The sequence below is a fragment of the candidate division WOR-3 bacterium genome, assembly GCA_039804165.1.
In the GTDB taxonomy this organism is placed as follows: Bacteria; Hydrothermota; UBA3072; order UBA3072; family UBA3072; genus JAFGHJ01.
The window spans coordinates 1-18092 of sequence record JBDRZZ010000030.1 but is presented as its reverse complement, the minus strand read 5'-3'; the positions used below and the strand labels follow the sequence as shown (position 1 = coordinate 18092).

Here is an 18092-nt window from a genome sequence, read left to right as displayed (position 1 = left end):
CTGTTCGAAAGCATTAAAAGCCATCCTTTTCCTTCTCTCTTTTCTCTAGGTAATTCCTCTCGCATGTAAAATCCTTCTGGCGGTTTCATGGGAAACAGGAACTTAGAAATCTCTAACCAATACCTTTGTTGACATTTTACCCGTCTCTTTGCGTTCTATGTGTTTGAGTGTCTTATTATGGACTCCCTGATGAGCTCTGGAACGATTATATAAGCCTTCTATGCCATATTTATCAAATTTTAAGCCATTTGTAAACGGTAGGTCTTCCTGTAGTAAAATTACGGGCTACATCTCTATAGACTCTTCTTTCGCATTTTTACCATCTCAAAACGAATTTTTACCTTATCAAAGGGTTGCATATTTTTATAACCTCGTCCTATTGATAATAAAACATATATCTTCCTTTTTTGTTTGTCTTTAAAAGGAGGATATTTATTTTAACAATCATTGCAACTCCTTAATTCTTCTAACCAACAATTTTTAGGTTTATATTTAAATCTACCCTCTTTATTCCCAGAACCTCCACAAAGTGTCCATCTGCTTTGGATTTAACATACAAAAATTTTTAGGGGCTTGACAAATTTTAAATTTTTAATTATATTTTACTTTGTAAAACAAAGAACTTTGCAATAAGGAGGAAATATGAGAAAAAAAGATGTAGAAAAAGTTTAGAGGAAATAAAGAAATATTTAAAAGAAACAGGTGAAGATTTGAAGAAAGTGATTATATATGTTTTGGACTTTCAGTTTATTTGGGGAATACTCGTTCTTTTTGGTTTAGGAATGACTTTTCTTTTTCAAGTATTAAAGATGTATCATTATGGATAGAGTGTTTTTTTGTGTTCTCTATTGGTTGGTTTTTTAGTCATAAGAGAGGAGAAAAAATAGCGAAGATGAGTGGTATTTCGTCTTTTATAGGCAAAGTTATAGAAATCACCTGGATTGGAGTCTGCCTTGGCATATTTCTAAATATATTGATTGTCTCGTTATCTACGGGTAATTTTCAGGCTGAACTCTTAATAGGCTCTATTTCAATCCTTATGGGTATCGGATTTTTCATTGAAGCTCTTCTTACTCTAAAGATATTTTTGATTCCAACTCTTTTTTATTGGATAGGCGGTATTATTGTAAGCTTATATCCCGGAATAACTTTTTATCTCTTTATTTTCATTATCCTAACTACTATGATAGTCCCAGGAATCTTCATAAAGCTTCGCCTTTAGAAAAATTTTAAATGAGAGAATTTAATCCTAATGAAGTAAATAAGGTTATTCATTCCCCAATAAGGCTTGGAATTATTACCATCTTAAATTCGGTTAAGATTGAAGAAGTGAGTTTTAATTATCTTAAAAAAAGACTTAATGTCACGGATGGGAATTTAAGCACCCACCTTAAAAAACTGGAGAAAGTCGGATATATAAAAGTAAAAAAAACGTTTTATAATAAAAAACCTTATACAACCTATCGCATAACAGAAAAGGGAAAAATAGCCTTTAGAGAATATCTTAAGAATTTAAAAAGAGTAATAAAGAGGCAGTCTTCTTGAAAAATTAGATTGACTTTTAGGAGAATAAGTATAATTTTTCCTAAAATCAAAAGAAAGGAGGAAAAATGTGTAAGAGGTTGATTTTTATCCTTTTGATAATGAATTTAACATTTTTCTTTGGAAAGAAATTGGTAGCACAAAATATGAATGGAGGTGGTGCAGGATATTTTATGTTGGGAGGCAACATCATAAAACTGGAAAATTTGAATTCGGAGTTAGAAAAGAATGGATATTCCAAGCTAGAAGAGAATTTTTTTTCTCTTGGCGGAGGAGGATATGGAATAATTGGAAAAGTGATCATAGGTGGAGAAGGGCATGGACTAATTGGAAAAGAAGTTACAAGTGGGAGCTATAAAACTTTAATCTCTGCTGGTTATGGTTTCTTTAATTTGGGTTATATTGCTTATTCAAATACTAATCTAAATATTTACCCCCTTTTTGGGATTGGGGGTGGTGGAATAAGTTTAAGGATACTAGAAGAAGGTTCTCTTTCCTTTGACGAAGTTTTAGCTAACCCAAAAAGGGGCGTTGAACTTTCCAAAGGGAGCCTATTGCTTAATCTTGCTATTGGAGGAGATTATCTATTGGGTCTTAAAGAGAACGAAGAGGCAAAGGGAGGGTTTATTCTCGGAGTTCGACTTGGATATACAATTGCTCCAATTAATGGTAATTGGGAAATGAAGGGAATAGAAATTTCAGGAGGTCCTGATTTGGGTGTTACAGGCCCTTATATTCGCATTCAATTTGGTGGCGGAGGGTTTGGATTTAAAAGATAACATAAAATAAACCTTTATAATTTATGGAGCCAATTATACTTATTCTCCCAAAAGTAAAATAGAATGTCTGCGTACACAATTTTTTTTGTTTTCCTTTTTAGTAAACATAATGTTCTAACAGGAAAGGTTTACGACGCAAATACAAAAGAGCCCTTGCATATGGTAAATATTTTTATTATTGAAACAGATTTTGGGACAACAACAGATGAGGATGGTTATTATACCCTAATAATTCCAGATTCTCTTAAAAGGGTGCAGATAAGATATTCTATGATGGGTTACAAAGAAGAGCTAAGAGAAATTTTTTTTAAGAAAAAAGATTTTCTTTGTGTTAATGTCTCTATGAGAATGGAACCTCTTAAGGCTCAGGGTATTGTTGTCTCTGCAAAAAAGAGAAAATTTAAAAGCACAGCCTTTATAACGCCACCTTTTCTTTCTGATGAGGAATTTATATCCTTACCTTCTCTTATTGAGGGAGATCTCCTAAGAACCATTGAAGTTTTGCCAGGAGTTACAAAGGCCTCTGATTTTTTAGGGTCTTTTTCTGTTAGAGGAGGAAGCCCTGAGCAAAATTTAATTTTAATAGATAATATTCCAATATTAAGCCCTTTTCATCTTTTCGGAATAGTTTCTGCTTTTAATGCAACCGCAATAAAGAGTGCAGAACTTTATTCAAGTGGAATTCCTGTAAGATATGATGCTTCTTTGTCTTCAGTTCTTGCCATAAAAACGAAAGGTGTGGATAGAGAAATAGAAGGATTCACAGGAATTGCCTCTTTAAGTCTTCTATCTGGAGGGCTTACTCTGGGAGATAGAATTTCTTCTATCAACAGCAATTTTTTGGTCTCTTTTAGGAGAACCTATGCGGATAAGGTTCTTGCCCTTTTTAACTATGAACTTCCTTATTACTTTTATGATGTTTATTTTCACTGGGAAACAGATATAAAAGATTGGACTTTGGTTTTTAGTGGATATAGGGGAGCAGATTTTCTTGACCTTAGAGAAAAAGATGAGGAATCAATAAAGATTGTAGGTTTCGATTGGAAAAACAATGTTTTAGCTTTAAATTTATTCCACTCAGGAGCAGAAGGAGATTTACTTCATATATTTACAGGTTATAGCAACTACGACTTTTCGCTTAGAGTTCTTGACAACACTTATCTGATAGATGGGAATGTAGATGTTTGGTCATTGGGAGGAGAATACACAAGAAACCTTAAAGATCATGAGATAACTTTTGGGGTTAGTAATCTTTACTGGCCTTTTGAATATAATGCAAGAGCTTATTTAGGGCTCAAGTATTCCTACGAAGGAATTTGGAGCGATCAAGCTTCTATTTATATAGAAGATAAAATCAAAATAGCAGAAACTCTCCTTTTGCTTGGGGGTCTTTCTCTAACTCAATATTACTCTAAGGAGAAAGGACTAAATACGGAGAATTTAGAATTTTTAAGAGCTTATAGATTGTCTCTTAAGTATTTCCTAAAAGAGTTAGAAGCAATAACTTTTTCTTATGGGAATTTTCATCAATATATCGTTGCTGTTAATAGCCCTGAAATGCCCATTTATTATTGGGTTCCTCTTGGAGGTAGATACGATCCTGAAGAGGCTCATCATTTTAATCTTGGATGGGAGAGTTGGATTAGAGAAGATCTATATTTCTCTTTAGAAGGTTATTATAGAAATTTCAATCGCATTTTTACCATGAAACCTATTAAAGAGATAGATCTTGGAAATGAAGAAGATTATTATCAATCAATGTTCGAAAAAGGAGATGGTAAGTCTTTTGGACTCGATCTTTTTCTAAAAAGAGAGATTGGGAGTAATAGGGGTTGGATAAGTTATTCTTTCCTTAGATCTTATGTTAATCTTGAAGGAGAAACTTATCTATGGGATTGGGACAGAACGCATAATTTTCATTTAACCTTTCTTACTCTCCTACGAAACAAATATGAATTAGGAATTCAATTCGCCTTTTGCACAGGAACCCCATATACGACATCCATTGCCCGTTACAGATGTAGAAAGGATCTTATTCCTTATAGGGAAGTAGAATTTTACTGGAGAGAAATAGAGAGTAAAAGAAATCAAGTTAGATATCCATCTTATACTAGATTAGATCTTAGTTTAAGTAGATCTTTTTATATAAGAAATAACGAATTAAATATAAAGTTAAATATTTTCAACTTATTGAATTCTAAAAATGTCTTTTTGTATTACTATGATTACAAAAAAGAGCCGCCAATTAAGAAAGCTTTCTATATGTTACCATTCATTCCATCCATCGAATTCATTTATAAATTTTAGGAGGAATTATGAAAAGGTTTAACCCTCTTGTGCTTTTATTTTTTATTTGTTGTAGTGTAACAGAACCACCTTTTCAACATCGTTATGTGATAGAACTTCTTTTAAAGCCAGACTTAAAATTCCAGAAAGCTTTTGTTGATTCTACTTATAGATTAGATATCTCTCTTGAAGAAATTTCAAAAGGCGTAAGAGGAGCAGAAATTTTCGTTGTGGATAAGAACTTAGATACCTTTAGATATGTTGAGTCTGATACATTAGATGGGCTTTACCAAAGTATTGACTCTTCTTTTGTAAAATATGAGGAGAAATATGAAATTAATATAAAAGTAGGAAAAGAAGTCATTTTTAAGGAAATTCAAGTTCCTGGCAAAATAAAAATTTTATCTCCCAATAGTCTTGATACTATATCTTTAAGTAACCCTCAACCTCTAATTTGGAATAAGTGTAAATATTGCTTTAAAAACTTCTACATAATTATCCCATATCTTAGGGGAAAATTAAAGGGAGAAAATAATGAGGGCATTCTGCCTATTGTAACCACAGATACCACCATTAATATTTTTTCAAATAGAATTTTATTTAAGGAAAAGGATACGTTATATACAATTCTTGTAGAAGGAATGGATTCTAATTCCTATATGGGTTATCTTGGACCCGGATATGGAGAACTTAAAAATGATAAAGTTATTGGTTTAGTTGGTGCTGTGGTTTTTGACACGATCGCTGTTTGGATTAAAAATTAAATTAACTGTTGTAATTTGTAAAGTGTATAATATATCCCCTTTTTGTCTTTCATTAGCTCTCTATGAGTTCCTCTACCCACAATTTCTCCTTTATGCACAACTATTAACGAATCTATATTTCTTAATGTCGAAAGCCTATGTGCAATAATAAGAGAAGTTCTTCCTTTAATCATTTTTAATAAAGCTTCCTGAATTAACCATTCTGTCTCCGGATCTATATTGGCTGTTGCCTCATCAAGAACGAGAATTGGTTTATTACCTATTAAAGAGCGAGCAAAAGCAACTAATTGCCTTTCTCCAACCGAAAGCCCACTTCCTCCTTCTCCAACCTTAAAATCCAAAGATAAATTTCTTCTCTTCATTACTTCTTCTAAATTAGAAATATAAAGAGCGGTCTTCAAAGAAACCTCGTCTGGGTTTCTCCAAAGATTTACATTCTTAAGAATGGTTCCTGCAAAGATAAAAGGCTCTTGAAACACAGTAGCTATATTGCTTCTTAAGAGCTCCTTATCTATTTCTCTTATGTCAATCCCATCAAGCTTAATCGAACCTCTTTGCACATCATAAAGACGAAGAAGTAGATTAATAATTGTTGTTTTTCCTGAACCTGTATGTCCCACAATCCCTACTTTCTCTCCAGGCTCAATAGTAAAAGATACATCCTTTAAAACCCAATTTTCTCCATCATAAGAAAACCAAACATTCTGGAATTCAATCTTACCTTTTATTTCTACTTTTCTGGAAATATGAGGTGCTGGAATTCTTTCTCCTTTTTCCAAAATACTATAAACTCTCTCACCAGCTGCCATTGCAGATTGCATCACATTAAAATATTCGCTTAACTCTCTTATCGGCTCAAACAATCTTTCAAGATAAGAAATGAAAGCAACAAATGTTCCAAAACTAATAACCCCCGAGATAATGCCTTTCCCCCCAAACCATATAAGAAGCGCTATTCCAATCGAATCTACAAAGTCAATTAGAGGACGGAAAACTGCAAAAACCTTTATCATTCTAAGACCAGTTAAGTAAAAATCGTTATTAATGTTAAAAAATTCTTTTTCTTTTCGTTTCTCCTGGACAAATGCCTGAATGATAGAAATTCCAGAGATGCTTTCCGAGATATTTGAATTTATTGTTGCCAGTTTTTTACGCATCTCTCTGTAGACCTCTCTTGCCTTTAATCTAAAAATAAAAGTGAGAAAAACGAGAATTGGAATAATTATCAAAATAACGAAAAATAAAATTGGACTTAGAAAAAGCATTATTCCAAGAATTCCCAAAATAGTTAAAATATGAGCTCCAAAATAGATTAAAACCTCAGAAAAGAACTCTCCAATAGCTCCAACGTCATTACAGATGCGAGTTACCAGCCTCCCTACCGGATTCTTCTGAAAGAAACTGTAAGGGAGTGTTGTGAATTTTCTTATAATATCCTCTCTTATTTTAAAACAAATTCTCTGTCCAATCCATTGGATTTGGTAGGACTGGACATAATTGAATAAAAAAATAAGAATAATTAATCCCAAATAAATAAAAGCAAGCTTTTTTATTCCGTTAATGTCTCCTCTCCTTAAAATAATCCTTTCTCTTATTGAAAGCTTAGAAATTTCAGAAGATTCTATTAAATAAAAATTTTCTCCTTCCAAATTCTCAGTTTTTTTTATTATCTCAGAAATTCCTTCAGCTTTTCTTATAAAATAAAAATCTTCTTTTGATATTATCCCTTTATTTTCCATATCCCCTTTTATTGTTTCTCTAATTGAGGTAAAATCAAGAAATTTTCTTCCGTTTAATGTTATAATAATTTTGTTCTTAAATTTTTCCGGTATCTCTTTAGCCCTAATAATTTCTTTAAAACTTGGATATATGTAACGATCGATTCCAATTTTATAAATAAAAGGAAGTGTTAAATTCAATCCCGTCAAAACAAGAAGAAGGAAGAAATTTAGAAAAATAATTCTAAAGTGTGGTTTCACATATCCTAAGAGCCATTTTATCATAGTAGAATCATATATCTTTCCAGTAATATCTTCTTCAAAATATGAATGCATAGAATCAGATTTCATTCTAAAAGTTCCTCCAATTTTTGTTTTTCATAAAGACGAGCATATAAGCCTTTGTTTTTTGTTAATTCCTTGTGAGTTCCCCTTTCTACCACCACCCCCTTATCCAAAACAATGATTTCATCCGCATCTATTACAGCTGATATTCTATGGCTTATAACAATTGAGGTTCTACTTTTTAAAAACTCAGCAATATTTTCCATTATTCTTTTTTCTGTTCGAGAATCTACAGAAGAAAGCGCATCATCAAGGATTAATATTTTAGGATTAAGAATAAGAGCCCTTGCTATAGCGATTCGTTGTTTTTGACCTCCAGAAAGACTTGCACCTTTTTCCCCAAGAATTGTATCAAACTTCATAGGAAGTTCCATTATTTCATTATAGATCTCTGCATTCTTCGCAGCATTTATGATCTCTTCTTCTTTAGCAGATGGTATACCAAAAGCTATATTTTCTCTAATTGTAGCGGAGAATAGAATTGGTGTTTGAGGAACTAAGCCTATGGAGCTTCTTAACTTTTGTAGAGAAAAATCCTGAATAGGTTTTCCATCTATATATATTCCTTGAGACTCAAATTCTCTCCATAAGAGATTAATTATGGTTGATTTACCAGAACCTGTGGGTCCTACAATAGCTGTTTTCTTATTTGGCTCAAACTTTATGTTTATTCCTTTTAAGACAGGAACTCCATCATAACTAAAATAAACATTTTTAAGTTCGATCAAACCTTTTTCAATTTCCTTTTCCCCTTTATCTTTTATTTCCGGAGTAAGATTTAATATCTCATTTAATCTTTTTAAAGACGCGGTTCCTCTTTCTATTATATTTACAACCATACCAATTGCAATCATAGGCCATACCAAAAGATCAAGATAGTACAAAAATGCCACAAAAGAGCCAAGAGTTATTCTTCCGCTTATTACATCTTTTCCTCCAAGGTAGAGAACAATTAAAAAGCCAATTGAGGTTAAGAAGAAAATTGTAGGTCTAAAAGCCGTCCAATATCTTATTAATTCCACATTCTTTTCGAGGTAGTCTTTATTTACTTTGTTGAAATCCGCTATCGCTTCTTTTTCCTGGACATAACTTTTTATTGTAAGAATTCCCATTATAAATTCTCGAGCTTTTCCAGATAAAAAAGAAAAACCTTCCTGTGTTTTTTCAAATTTAATATGAATTTTCTTGCCAAAAAAATATGTAGAAATCACAACAAAAGGACTTATTGTTAAAGTGTATAATGTTAAAGGTTTGCTTATATATGTCATCATAAGAATCGAAAAAAGTCCCATAAATACAATATCAGCCGCAATCACAACTCCAAAACCGCATGCTTCCTGGACAGCAGAAACATCATTTGTAGCTCTTGCCATAATATCTCCAGGTTCTATCTTATTATAGAAACGAGCTCCAAGAGACATAAGACGATGATAAAAATCATTTCTTATATCTCTCTCTACCATTCTGGAAGCTCCTATTATAAAAACTCTCCAAAGATATCTAAGAATTATAACAGCTAAACCAAGAGCAATAATTATAGAAATGTAAAATATTAAAGAATGTGAAAGCGGTAATGAACTTAGGTCATCTATCACAAACTTTAAAACCCATGGAAGGACCATATGGGAGGCATCCACAATCAAAAGGAAAAAGACCCCCAATAATACCCTACGTCTATATTTTAAAATAAGTAAAAATAGATTTCTCATTTATTTTGGTATTGATAGATTTTTTGAAACTTTTGTCAAGAAGCGAAAATCTTAATTCTATCTCAATTTATTTAAGACTTGACTTCAATTTTATATATTTTATTTTTAAAAAATATGAAAAAAATAGGAATAATAACACCTGGTGGTGATGCGCCTGGAATGAATACGGCGATTGCAACTATCTTAAGATTTACTAGAAATAATGGGGAAACCCTAATTGGTATTAATGATGGATATAATGGGCTTATAAAAAGAGATTTCTTTGACTTCTCTCACATTCGTTCTGACGTGATTATGGGATTAAGCGGGACAATACTTCACTCTACAAGAATGCCATCTTTTGAGGAAGAAAAAGTAATAAAAACTGCAGGAGAAACTCTAATAGATGAAGGAATAGAAGGGTTAATAGTGATAGGAGGTGACGGTTCTTTTAAAGGAGCAATGGCTATTAATAAACACTGTGGAATTCCAACAGTTGGGATTCCCGCAACTATAGACAACGACGTTTTTGGAACAGATGAGACCATTGGGTTCGATACAGCTTGTAATACTGCTATTGAAGCTATTAATAAAATAAAAGATACAGCTATATCTTTTGAAAGGATTTTTGTAGTAGAAGTAATGGGGAAAAAGAGAGGCTTTATAGCTCTTGAAGTTGGGATTGCTTGTGGTGCAGAAGCTATTTTAATTCCTGAAGTAGAGGTTTCTATCTCAGAGATAGTAAAGGGACTTAAAAGAGAAAGAGAGAAAGGGCAAACGGATGCAATAATAGTTGTAGCTGAAGGCTTTCCAGAGAAAGAAAAGATCTCCTCTATTATAGAAGAAAAAACAGGGTGTTCTACAAGAAGATCAGTTTTAGGGTATATTCAAAGAGGAGGGTCTCCTACAAGAAGAAGCAGAATGTTAGCAGTGCTTTTTGCATCTTACGCTTATGAGTTAATAAAGAAAAACCCAAAAAAGCCTATGATGGTTGGTTTAAAGGGAGAAAAGATTATAAAAATTCCTTTAGAAGAATCGGTTAATGGATACAAAGAAATAGATCTTAAGAGATACGAACTTCATCGGCTTTTATCAAATATATATTAAATCCTCTTGACTTATTAATTTTACTAAATAATTTTTTATAAAAAGGATGAGAATTTTTTATGTATGATGTGGTTATAGTTGGTGCAGGCCCTTCGGGAAGCACTGTTGCAAGGCTTATTGGAAATAAATATAAGGTCTTATTAATAGAGAAGAGAGAATTAATAGAACCAATGAAAAAAGATCTTTCTTCTACAAAATCTTGCGGAGGTCTACTTTCTCCAGTTACTCAAAAAATATTCGGAAGATTGGGTTTTAGCTTACCGAAAGATGTTCTTGTAGAACCCCAGCTTTTCGCTGTTAGAGTGATAGATTCGGCAAGAAAAATAGAAAGGTATTATGAGAGAACCTATATAAATTTAGATAGAAGTAAGTTTGATGAATGGTTAGCCTCAATGATTCCTTTAAATGTAGAGGTAAAGTTTGGATGTAAGTTTGAATCATATGAAAGAAAGGATGACCATTTATTAATAAAATTTAGCGATAAAAGAAACACTTATATAGATAAAACAAAAGTTTTAGTAGGAGCTGATGGGGCTTCTTCTCTAATTAGAAGACAAGTCACACCAAAACGCTATTTACCAAAAACATATTTTGCTGCCCAAGAATGGGTTAAGTGTAAGAATCCAATTCTTCCCTTTTTCTCTGTAATCTTTGACCCAGAAATAACCGACTATTACTCCTGGGTAATTCCTAAAGGAGAGTTCCTAATAATTGGTGCGGCTCTAAATCCAAACGATAAAGCCCCCGGAAAATTCCTTTTGCTGAAAGAAAAACTTGAAGATTTCGGTTATCGTTTTGGAGATCCTGTTAAAAGAGAAGGCGCTTTCATCTTCCGTCCATTAAAAACGAAACAACTCTCCACTGGCGAAAAGGGAGTTGCTTTAGTAGGAGAAGCAGGAGGATGGATAAGTCCATGTTCTGGAGAAGGACTTAGCTATGCATTTGGAACAGCTGTTGTTCTCTCTGAAGTCCTACAAGAATCCTTAGAAAACTTTGAAGTTCGTTATAAAAGGAGATTGAGAAAACTAAAAAGAAGCATTTTGAGTAAGAATATAAAATCTCACTTTATTTTCAATCCTTTTTTGAGAAAAATATTGATGAAAACCGGAATAAAAAGTATAAAATTATACTTAAACCCTCAAGAATCTTCACCAGAAATTTTTACATAATCTTCAGAAATCAACTCTTATTCCAAAACTAAGACTTCTAGGATTTGTGTAGTATAAGTACTCAATAGCAGGCCTATCTATATAACTTTTATTCACTTCTCCAGGTCGGTCATTTCCTCCTATAAGGTTTGGAATAGATGAGTATCTTTCGTCTTTATACATTGGAAGATGTAAAGATTTTAAATAGTTTATTTTGTCTATAGAGGACATAAAACAAAGATCGGCGTTTAGATATTTTGAATCAAAAAGATTCTTAACTTCAAAGTAGAAATTCAAATTAAAATCTTTTAAGATAAAACTCTTACCAAGAAGTAAATTCCAATAACCTTCATCTTGCCATTTAAGGTTATTTATGTATTTAGAATCTTCTGGGGAAAAAGGATCATCCGCAAGAGGGTCAAAACTAAAATATTCTCCTCCTTTTCTTCTATAAAGGAGAGTTAAATAAAATCCTCCCTTTAAATTCTTCCACTCTTTTGGAGTATTAAAAGAGACAAGGAATATTAGGTCCGAGTTTGGCTTTTTGATCTGAGAGGTTTCTATTTGTTGAGATGAGTGAATTCTAAAATTATAAATAAAACTCCCATTAAAAAACATTCCGTATCTTTTTCTTATTGAGAATTCAAACCCTTTTAAATCCCCCAAAATATTATTTCTATAAGTTTTGTAATAAGAATCTTCAATTAGATAAGTAGAGTCGCCTTCCCCAACTTCATTTGTGTAACCTATGTAATATCCTGAAAGAGAAAATAGAATTTGTTCAAAGAGAATTCTCTCAAAGCCTATCTCATAAGAAATCATCCTAGGTAAATCAAGAGAGGAATTCCCCTTAAAAAAAGTTGAATCTTCACATTTATAAAAATTCCCAAGAATTTTTTCAAAAGAAGGAATCTCATAGAAATAGCCCGAATTGAGGTATATCTTATTAAATTTCCCTAAAGGAAAAGAAAACCCTATTCTTGGACTAATTTTAATTTTTGGCTTTTCCCAATCATAATAATCAACTCTTCCTCCGATTCTTGCTTCCACCCCTTTATAAGAAATTTTATCTCTTAGATAAAAGAGCCCCCAATTTGGACTTCCTTTCCACCTAATAACATCTCTTTCTTCTGAAATACCATTAGAAATTTCTGTATTTATAAGATTATGTTCTACCCTAAAACCCCCTTTAATTTGATGATAATTATTAACTTGTGCAGTTAAATCTCCAGAAAAATTTATAGTTCTACTTGTAGAGAGATCTTTCTGCATTCTCCCATATGTGCTGAAGATAAAATCTAAGGGTAAAAGGTTATCATAATAACACTCTCCATTAGGGAAGCTTTCGTAACCGAAAGGAACTTCTTTCGGAATATTTATATTACCGAAAGAAATGCGATTAATCGTATCCCTATAAACCTCTGAGGATTTACTTTCCCAAATCGGGGTTGAAAAATGATTAGATTTTAGATAAAGAAAACTAAAGCTATAAGAAATAAAAGAACTTAATAAATGGTCATACTTAACCCCTATACCATATCTTCTAATCTCATATGGATTAAGGGCATCCACCCAGTACATAAAATTCTTTCCCGCTACTTCTTTTAAAATATTTCCACCCTCCGCCCAAATTTTACCATCAAAAGATAACTCCTTGGAATTATTTGTAACCGTCTGTATATTTTGGAAAAACCCTCTAAACTCTAATTTCATCTCAGGTTTAAAATAGATAGTGCTTTTATAACTGGTTCTATCTTCAATATAATTATCTCTTGATACAGGAATAGAAAAGGGCTCTATTTTTCTTAAATGCCAAATAGAAAAAAGAAGATTCTTTGTTACCAGAAAAGGGCCTCCTATCCCAACATTCATTATGTAACCGGGCTTATTTCCATAAGAACCAGGGAGTTGTCCTAATTCTTTTGAACCCTCTATTCTATAAATATATCTGAATAGATTTCTCCATTCTTCTGGAGAAAGAGTATCTCCTTCTTTCTCCTTACTTTTAGCATATTCAACCCATCCTTCAAAACTCACATATTCATCCCTTTCCTCTTCATTTAAAACAGAAGTCCCTTTCCAACAAAGACTATCTGTGGTATCTACAAAAGGACGAATATGAAAATTTAAAGGATTATAAATACTATTCCCTTTATGAGGCATATAAGGAAAATTGTAACAAAAGTCAAATTCTCCATGATATTTCTCTTTATCCTCTTTTTCTATAATATTTACTACACAATAGCCAGGATTCCCATCCTCAACATTAAACCCTCCTTTTTGGATAATAATATTTTCAACTCCCAATAAAGGAGGAATTAATATTGGGTTTTTTAATCTTGGGTCTACCAAAGGTAGATTTCCATCCAAGAATATAGATAAATTTTTTCCTTTTTCTAATTCTGGGTATAGGAAAAGATAATCCTCAATAGTATAAATTAAAGGTAGGTTTATTATCTCAGAACCCATAAAATAAAATTCTCTTCCAGGTAAATCTATTTTGATAATTTCTTTTTCGGCAACATAAGATAAGCTTCTACTTTTACTCATTTTAAGAGAAACCATAGTTAAATTTAAGTTTGTTGTATGATCTATTTCCACTCTCACATCTTTCACTGTTAGAGTAGGATAACCAATGCTCCTTATTTGAACCTCATAAACTCCAGGAGGTATATCAATTATATGAAAGGAACCATCATCCTTACAATCGGTTCCAAATGGGGTTCCAACCACTATTATGTTAGTAAAAGGAATAGGTTTACCAGTCTCAGAATCGACAATTCTACCTTTTATCTCTCCTTTCCCCATCGGAAAAAAAAGAATGGGTAATAAAGAAGAAAATATAAGAAATAATTTTTTCATCTCATAGGTGTAAATTTTGAAATTTAATCAGATTCTACTTCTATCGCATTTTTTGGGCAAGAAGCAACACAAGCTTGACATTCAATACACTCTGGCATTTTAAATTCTAATACAAGATTAGAAGACTCATTTGGTTCTACTTCTTTATAATACTTATCAAGAGCCTCTTTGTTCTCAACTTCTTCATCTACAGGCTTACACCATCTACCGTTTTTACTTCCCTCCAAGATGTCTACAGGGCAGGCATCAGCACAATGAGCGAGACCAGTGCATTTACTATAATCGTATATTACTTTAGCCATTATTATCCTCCTTTCTTGCTTAAAATGAAAATAAACTCTTATAAATCTTTTGTCAAGGGCATTGGATTAAGTATTTGGAAGATTTTTCAATCTTTATAAGAAGTTATAAACAATAGATTATTAGGAAATTTCTTTTCTTGTTATTATCTTGGGAATAATAAAATTTTAAATTCTTATCTTTATTTTGTAGATAATTTCAACTTTAATTCTATGGAAGGTAAGATTTTATTTTTATATTTATCATGCTCATAGTTTTGGAAAAAAGAGACACCAGATACTAACTCAATAATATCTTCATATTTAAAAATAGCAGATAAAGTCAGTCTCCTTTCTATTATTCCACTCAGGAAATTTGTCCCCTTAAATTCATTTTCTGGAGAAGGAGGATTATATGTATTTACTGGCCAAGGGGTTGTTATTCTATTCTCTCCTCTTCTTGTATAAGAAACCATTCCTCCAAACTTAAAAGAAACTAGAGGATAAATTGCTTTTAGAACCACCTTATCATAATCACACCCTAACATAGAGCCAAGAGGTAAATCTCTTTCCATATATCTCTGCCATACAATTAAATTATTATAGGTCCATCTTGTCAGGATAGAGTAATAAAAATTTAATTCAAATCCTTCCTTAAGAAAATCTCTCCCTTTTAGTCCCGTATAAATTCCTATATGATTCGGTTCTTTCCAGGGATCGCTCTCATATTGGAAATCATCAATAAAAAAATCAAAATAAAAATAAAATTTTCCCTTAATCATCACAACATCTATATTCCAGAGAATATTCATATTTAGCTCTCTATTGTATTGCTCTACATAATATATCGTGAAAGGAGCAAATAGCTCAAAAGGTAAACCTAAAGATTCTTCTCCTATCAACATAGCTTCTGAGAAAGAAAAGGCGATCCAATCTAACGGTTTTATTTCAACTCTATGAATTCCAAGATACCTATTTACATTTTTTACATAACCTTTAGTTGTATCATCCCATTCTATTTCTACACCCTCATAATTACATAGACGGGAAATAAAATGGGTAAAAGCATATTTATTTCTTCTAAAAGTAAAAGAGATGTAATTAAGAGGAACATTTGGAGAAAGTAATGGGTTATCTTCAAATGCGGGCCCTATAGAAAATATGTCTTTCCCGAAAGAAAAAAGAATATAATCATTTTTGTAAAAGAGAGAACTTCTTATAATATCAGAATAAATTCCAAATTTCTTCTTTTTAGGATAAAAATAATCTCCTCCATACCTTCCATAAGGCGAAATTATTCCTCTCCAGTGTCCTATTCTATATTCGAACGTTGGAGAAAAATGAACAAAGTTCACTGTATCTACAACAGAATAAATAGAAACATCAATTTTATTCGTATCTTCAAATGAATATAAAAAGCCATAAGGAAGACTTATTTCTCCTTTCTCTACCCATTTAATAATCTTATTAGATGGTTCCGGTAACAAAACAGAAAGATAACCCAAAAAAATTAGAAGTATCATAAGAGAAGAATAAAAAAGACCACGTTTTTGTCAAGATGTATATCAAGTTCCCCTATCCCTATCTATTTTTAATTGCTCAACTCCAGATAAGCAAAATAGGCTTTGCATTTTATCGAATGTTATTCTCCTTGTAAATCTTATATTCTGAAAAACATGACTCAATTCTTCAAATATACAGTAATATACATAACTCCATTGCTTATCCAAGTATTCCCGCTTCTTTCTCCAACTCTTTTTCTCTTTATCCTCTTTAAATTTGCTTTCCAATCAAAAGTTAACTTTAATCCGACGATGAAAATCTTCTATTTTCCAGCAAGCACCATAAGCGGCAACCATTTCTTTTAAAACTTCTTCTCTTTCTATTCCAGCTTTATAAAAAATTACCTTCTTCCTACCGTATTTATCTATTTTCTCAAGAGTTATGCTGTGAGGAAGAAAGATGTTTCACCATTCTTCATACTCTGCTTCCCTACTTTTTATTAGTAACTTTCTCAAAGCCTGTAACCTCAATACAGAATCAATCGATTTATCTATAAGAGGTTTTATTACTCCTCTACCCTCAAAACCTCTCTCTAAAATTAATATCTTTCCAGTTTTGCTTATTATAGAAAAAATGAAATCTAATGCTTCTAATAATTTGAGATTTGAAGAACCTATAATACTCTCACCATATAATTCGCCGAATAAGCTCACCATTCTTTTCCTGTTTTTACCAACACCAAGAATGTTTAATAAATGATACCCATTGCCTATTTCTCTAGCGTTACCATCCCTGAGTTTCTCCATCTCTATTTTCTTTACATATTTCTTCTGAATGGGGCAATCGCCTCCTACGATATACTTGAGACCATCAAAAACCTTCTTAATTGCTTACAAAAAAACTCTTGATCCTCTGTTTCCACAGATTTTCTTTACCTATATTATGGCTTAATCTCTTCTCGGTATATTTATATTTGTTGTTTTCCTTACAATGATCTGCTAAACTTGGAAATATGGGCATCTTCTTTCTTTATCGTTCTAACTATGATATCCTTTAAAAAACCTCTCTTCTGGTAAACTCGTCAAATTTCTTAATTTCTAAAAAACCTATTTGACACAAAAATTTGTAGGTAGATAAGTTTGATTTTGTTCTCCTTTAGTTTTTTCTTCATAGATAAGAACCAAGAATAGCATCTGGTCAATTAGATATAGAAAGTTAGGTGATTTTAGAGGTTTTTTCGGAAGGTAGGTCCAAGTGTAGTATCTGGAATCAAAGATGTATTTTCAACCAAAACAACCAATAAGGAAGAAAAAAAAGATTAAACAATAATTCACAAAGAGTATCTTTTTATGGTTTTAAAAAGAAACTTTTGGGTGTCCTCGAAAAATTCCATTCTCTTTGGGAAATATTTCTTTCTAGAAATACAAGATTCTTCTTGATTCCTTGCAATTAGAAAATTTAGCCTTCTCCCTTTCTTAAAAGGGGAAGGCTAATCTCTATTATTTTATTTCAAAACCTTACTTCAATAATATTGACTTCTTCGTCTCTACATATCCATCAGCTTGTAACCTATACAAATATACCCCACCAGGTAATCCCTTAGCGTCCCACTGAACTGTATACTCACCGGCTTCTTTCTCACCATCCACAAGCACAGCTACCTCCTCACCTAATGTGTTGTATACCTTCAATACCACCCTTGCCCGAACCGGTAATGCATACCTTATCCTCGTCCCTGAATTAAATGGGTTCGGATAGTTCTGACTCAACTTGTATTCCCTGGGAAGTTTCTGCATTTCATCTACAGAGGTTGGTATCTGTGTATATTTAATTGTTGTATATACGCAGGACGTATCAGTTTCACTATATCCCGTCACATAAATATTATTTGAATTATCTAAAGCTATTCCAACTGGATAATCATTACTATTCTGAGTTTGACTAAACCTCGCTACCCACTGCTCCTCACCTGATGAATTATACTTGATTGTAGCATAATCATCCATAGTCCCTGAACCATAACTACGCCCCGTAACATATACATTTCCACTTGCATCTACTGCAAGGGCATT

The 18092-nt window shown here is 32.3% G+C and carries 14 protein-coding genes; 7 read left to right on the top strand and 7 right to left on the bottom strand.

Annotation, left to right across the window (positions count from 1 at the left end; all coding sequences use genetic code 11):
• Nucleotides 1-892 precede the first annotated feature (892 nt).
• The 5 genes from ABIN61_08370 to ABIN61_08350 all read left to right on the top strand — a co-directional run bounded on the left by ABIN61_08370 (nt 893) and on the right by ABIN61_08350 (nt 5371).
• Nucleotides 893-1222 carry a hypothetical protein gene (locus ABIN61_08370; protein MEO0294214.1) on the top strand — a complete coding sequence of 110 codons (330 nt, stop codon included), beginning with the start codon at nt 893-895 and terminating at the stop codon, nt 1220-1222.
• 11 nt (nt 1223-1233) lie between these two features.
• Nucleotides 1234-1545: a transcriptional regulator gene (locus tag ABIN61_08365; protein MEO0294213.1), complete on the top strand. Its 312-nt coding sequence runs from the start codon at nt 1234-1236 to the stop codon at nt 1543-1545.
• A gap of 65 nt (nt 1546-1610) precedes the next feature.
• Nucleotides 1611-2321: a hypothetical protein gene (locus tag ABIN61_08360; GenBank protein MEO0294212.1), complete on the top strand. Its 711-nt coding sequence runs from the start codon at nt 1611-1613 to the stop codon at nt 2319-2321.
• Between the two features lie 63 nt (nt 2322-2384).
• Nucleotides 2385-4628 carry a TonB-dependent receptor gene (locus ABIN61_08355; GenBank protein MEO0294211.1) on the top strand — a complete coding sequence of 748 codons (2244 nt, stop codon included), beginning with the start codon at nt 2385-2387 and terminating at the stop codon, nt 4626-4628.
• A gap of 8 nt (nt 4629-4636) precedes the next feature.
• Complete coding sequence (locus tag ABIN61_08350) at nt 4637-5371, top strand: hypothetical protein (protein ID MEO0294210.1); 735 nt, start codon at nt 4637-4639, stop codon at nt 5369-5371.
• Here ABIN61_08350 and ABIN61_08345 read toward each other — a convergent pair.
• Both ABIN61_08345 and ABIN61_08340 read right to left on the bottom strand, forming a co-directional pair.
• Nucleotides 5368-7440, bottom strand: coding sequence for an ABC transporter ATP-binding protein (locus ABIN61_08345; protein ID MEO0294209.1), 2073 nt, complete (start codon nt 7438-7440; stop codon nt 5368-5370). The genes ABIN61_08350 and ABIN61_08345 overlap by 4 nt on opposite strands.
• Nucleotides 7437-9143, bottom strand: a complete 1707-nt coding sequence (locus ABIN61_08340; GenBank protein MEO0294208.1) for an ABC transporter ATP-binding protein — start codon at nt 9141-9143, stop codon at nt 7437-7439. Before ABIN61_08340 ends, ABIN61_08345 begins: the two co-directional genes overlap by 4 nt.
• A 114-nt stretch (nt 9144-9257) precedes the next feature.
• On the opposite strand from ABIN61_08340, the gene ABIN61_08335 reads away from it, so the two are divergent.
• Nucleotides 9258-10229 (top strand): ATP-dependent 6-phosphofructokinase, encoded by a 972-nt coding sequence (locus ABIN61_08335; protein ID MEO0294207.1) that lies wholly within the window; start codon nt 9258-9260, stop codon nt 10227-10229.
• Nucleotides 10230-10288: 59 nt separating this feature from the next.
• A complete protein-coding gene (locus ABIN61_08330) occupies nt 10289-11398 on the top strand; it encodes an FAD-binding protein (GenBank protein ID MEO0294206.1) in 1110 nt (369 codons plus the stop codon).
• Nucleotides 11399-11401: 3 nt separating this feature from the next.
• Here the strand turns inward: ABIN61_08330 and ABIN61_08325 are convergent, their stop codons facing one another.
• The 5 genes from ABIN61_08325 to ABIN61_08305 all read right to left on the bottom strand — a co-directional run.
• The gene (locus ABIN61_08325) at nt 11402-14239 is read right to left on the bottom strand and encodes a TonB-dependent receptor (GenBank protein MEO0294205.1); all 2838 of its coding nucleotides are present in this window, start codon (nt 14237-14239) and stop codon (nt 11402-11404) included.
• Nucleotides 14240-14262: 23 nt separating this feature from the next.
• Nucleotides 14263-14541: a 4Fe-4S binding protein gene (locus ABIN61_08320; GenBank protein ID MEO0294204.1), complete on the bottom strand. Its 279-nt coding sequence runs from the start codon at nt 14539-14541 to the stop codon at nt 14263-14265.
• A 179-nt stretch (nt 14542-14720) separates the two neighbouring features.
• Entirely contained in the window at nt 14721-16040 is a 1320-nt protein-coding gene (locus ABIN61_08315; GenBank protein ID MEO0294203.1) for a capsule assembly Wzi family protein, read from the bottom strand.
• 444 nt (nt 16041-16484) lie between these two features.
• Nucleotides 16485-16826, bottom strand: a complete 342-nt coding sequence (locus tag ABIN61_08310; protein MEO0294202.1) for a hypothetical protein — start codon at nt 16824-16826, stop codon at nt 16485-16487.
• Between the two features lie 711 nt (nt 16827-17537).
• Nucleotides 17538-18092, bottom strand: a 555-nt coding sequence (locus ABIN61_08305) for an SBBP repeat-containing protein (GenBank protein ID MEO0294201.1), incomplete at its 5' end; no start/stop codon positions are given.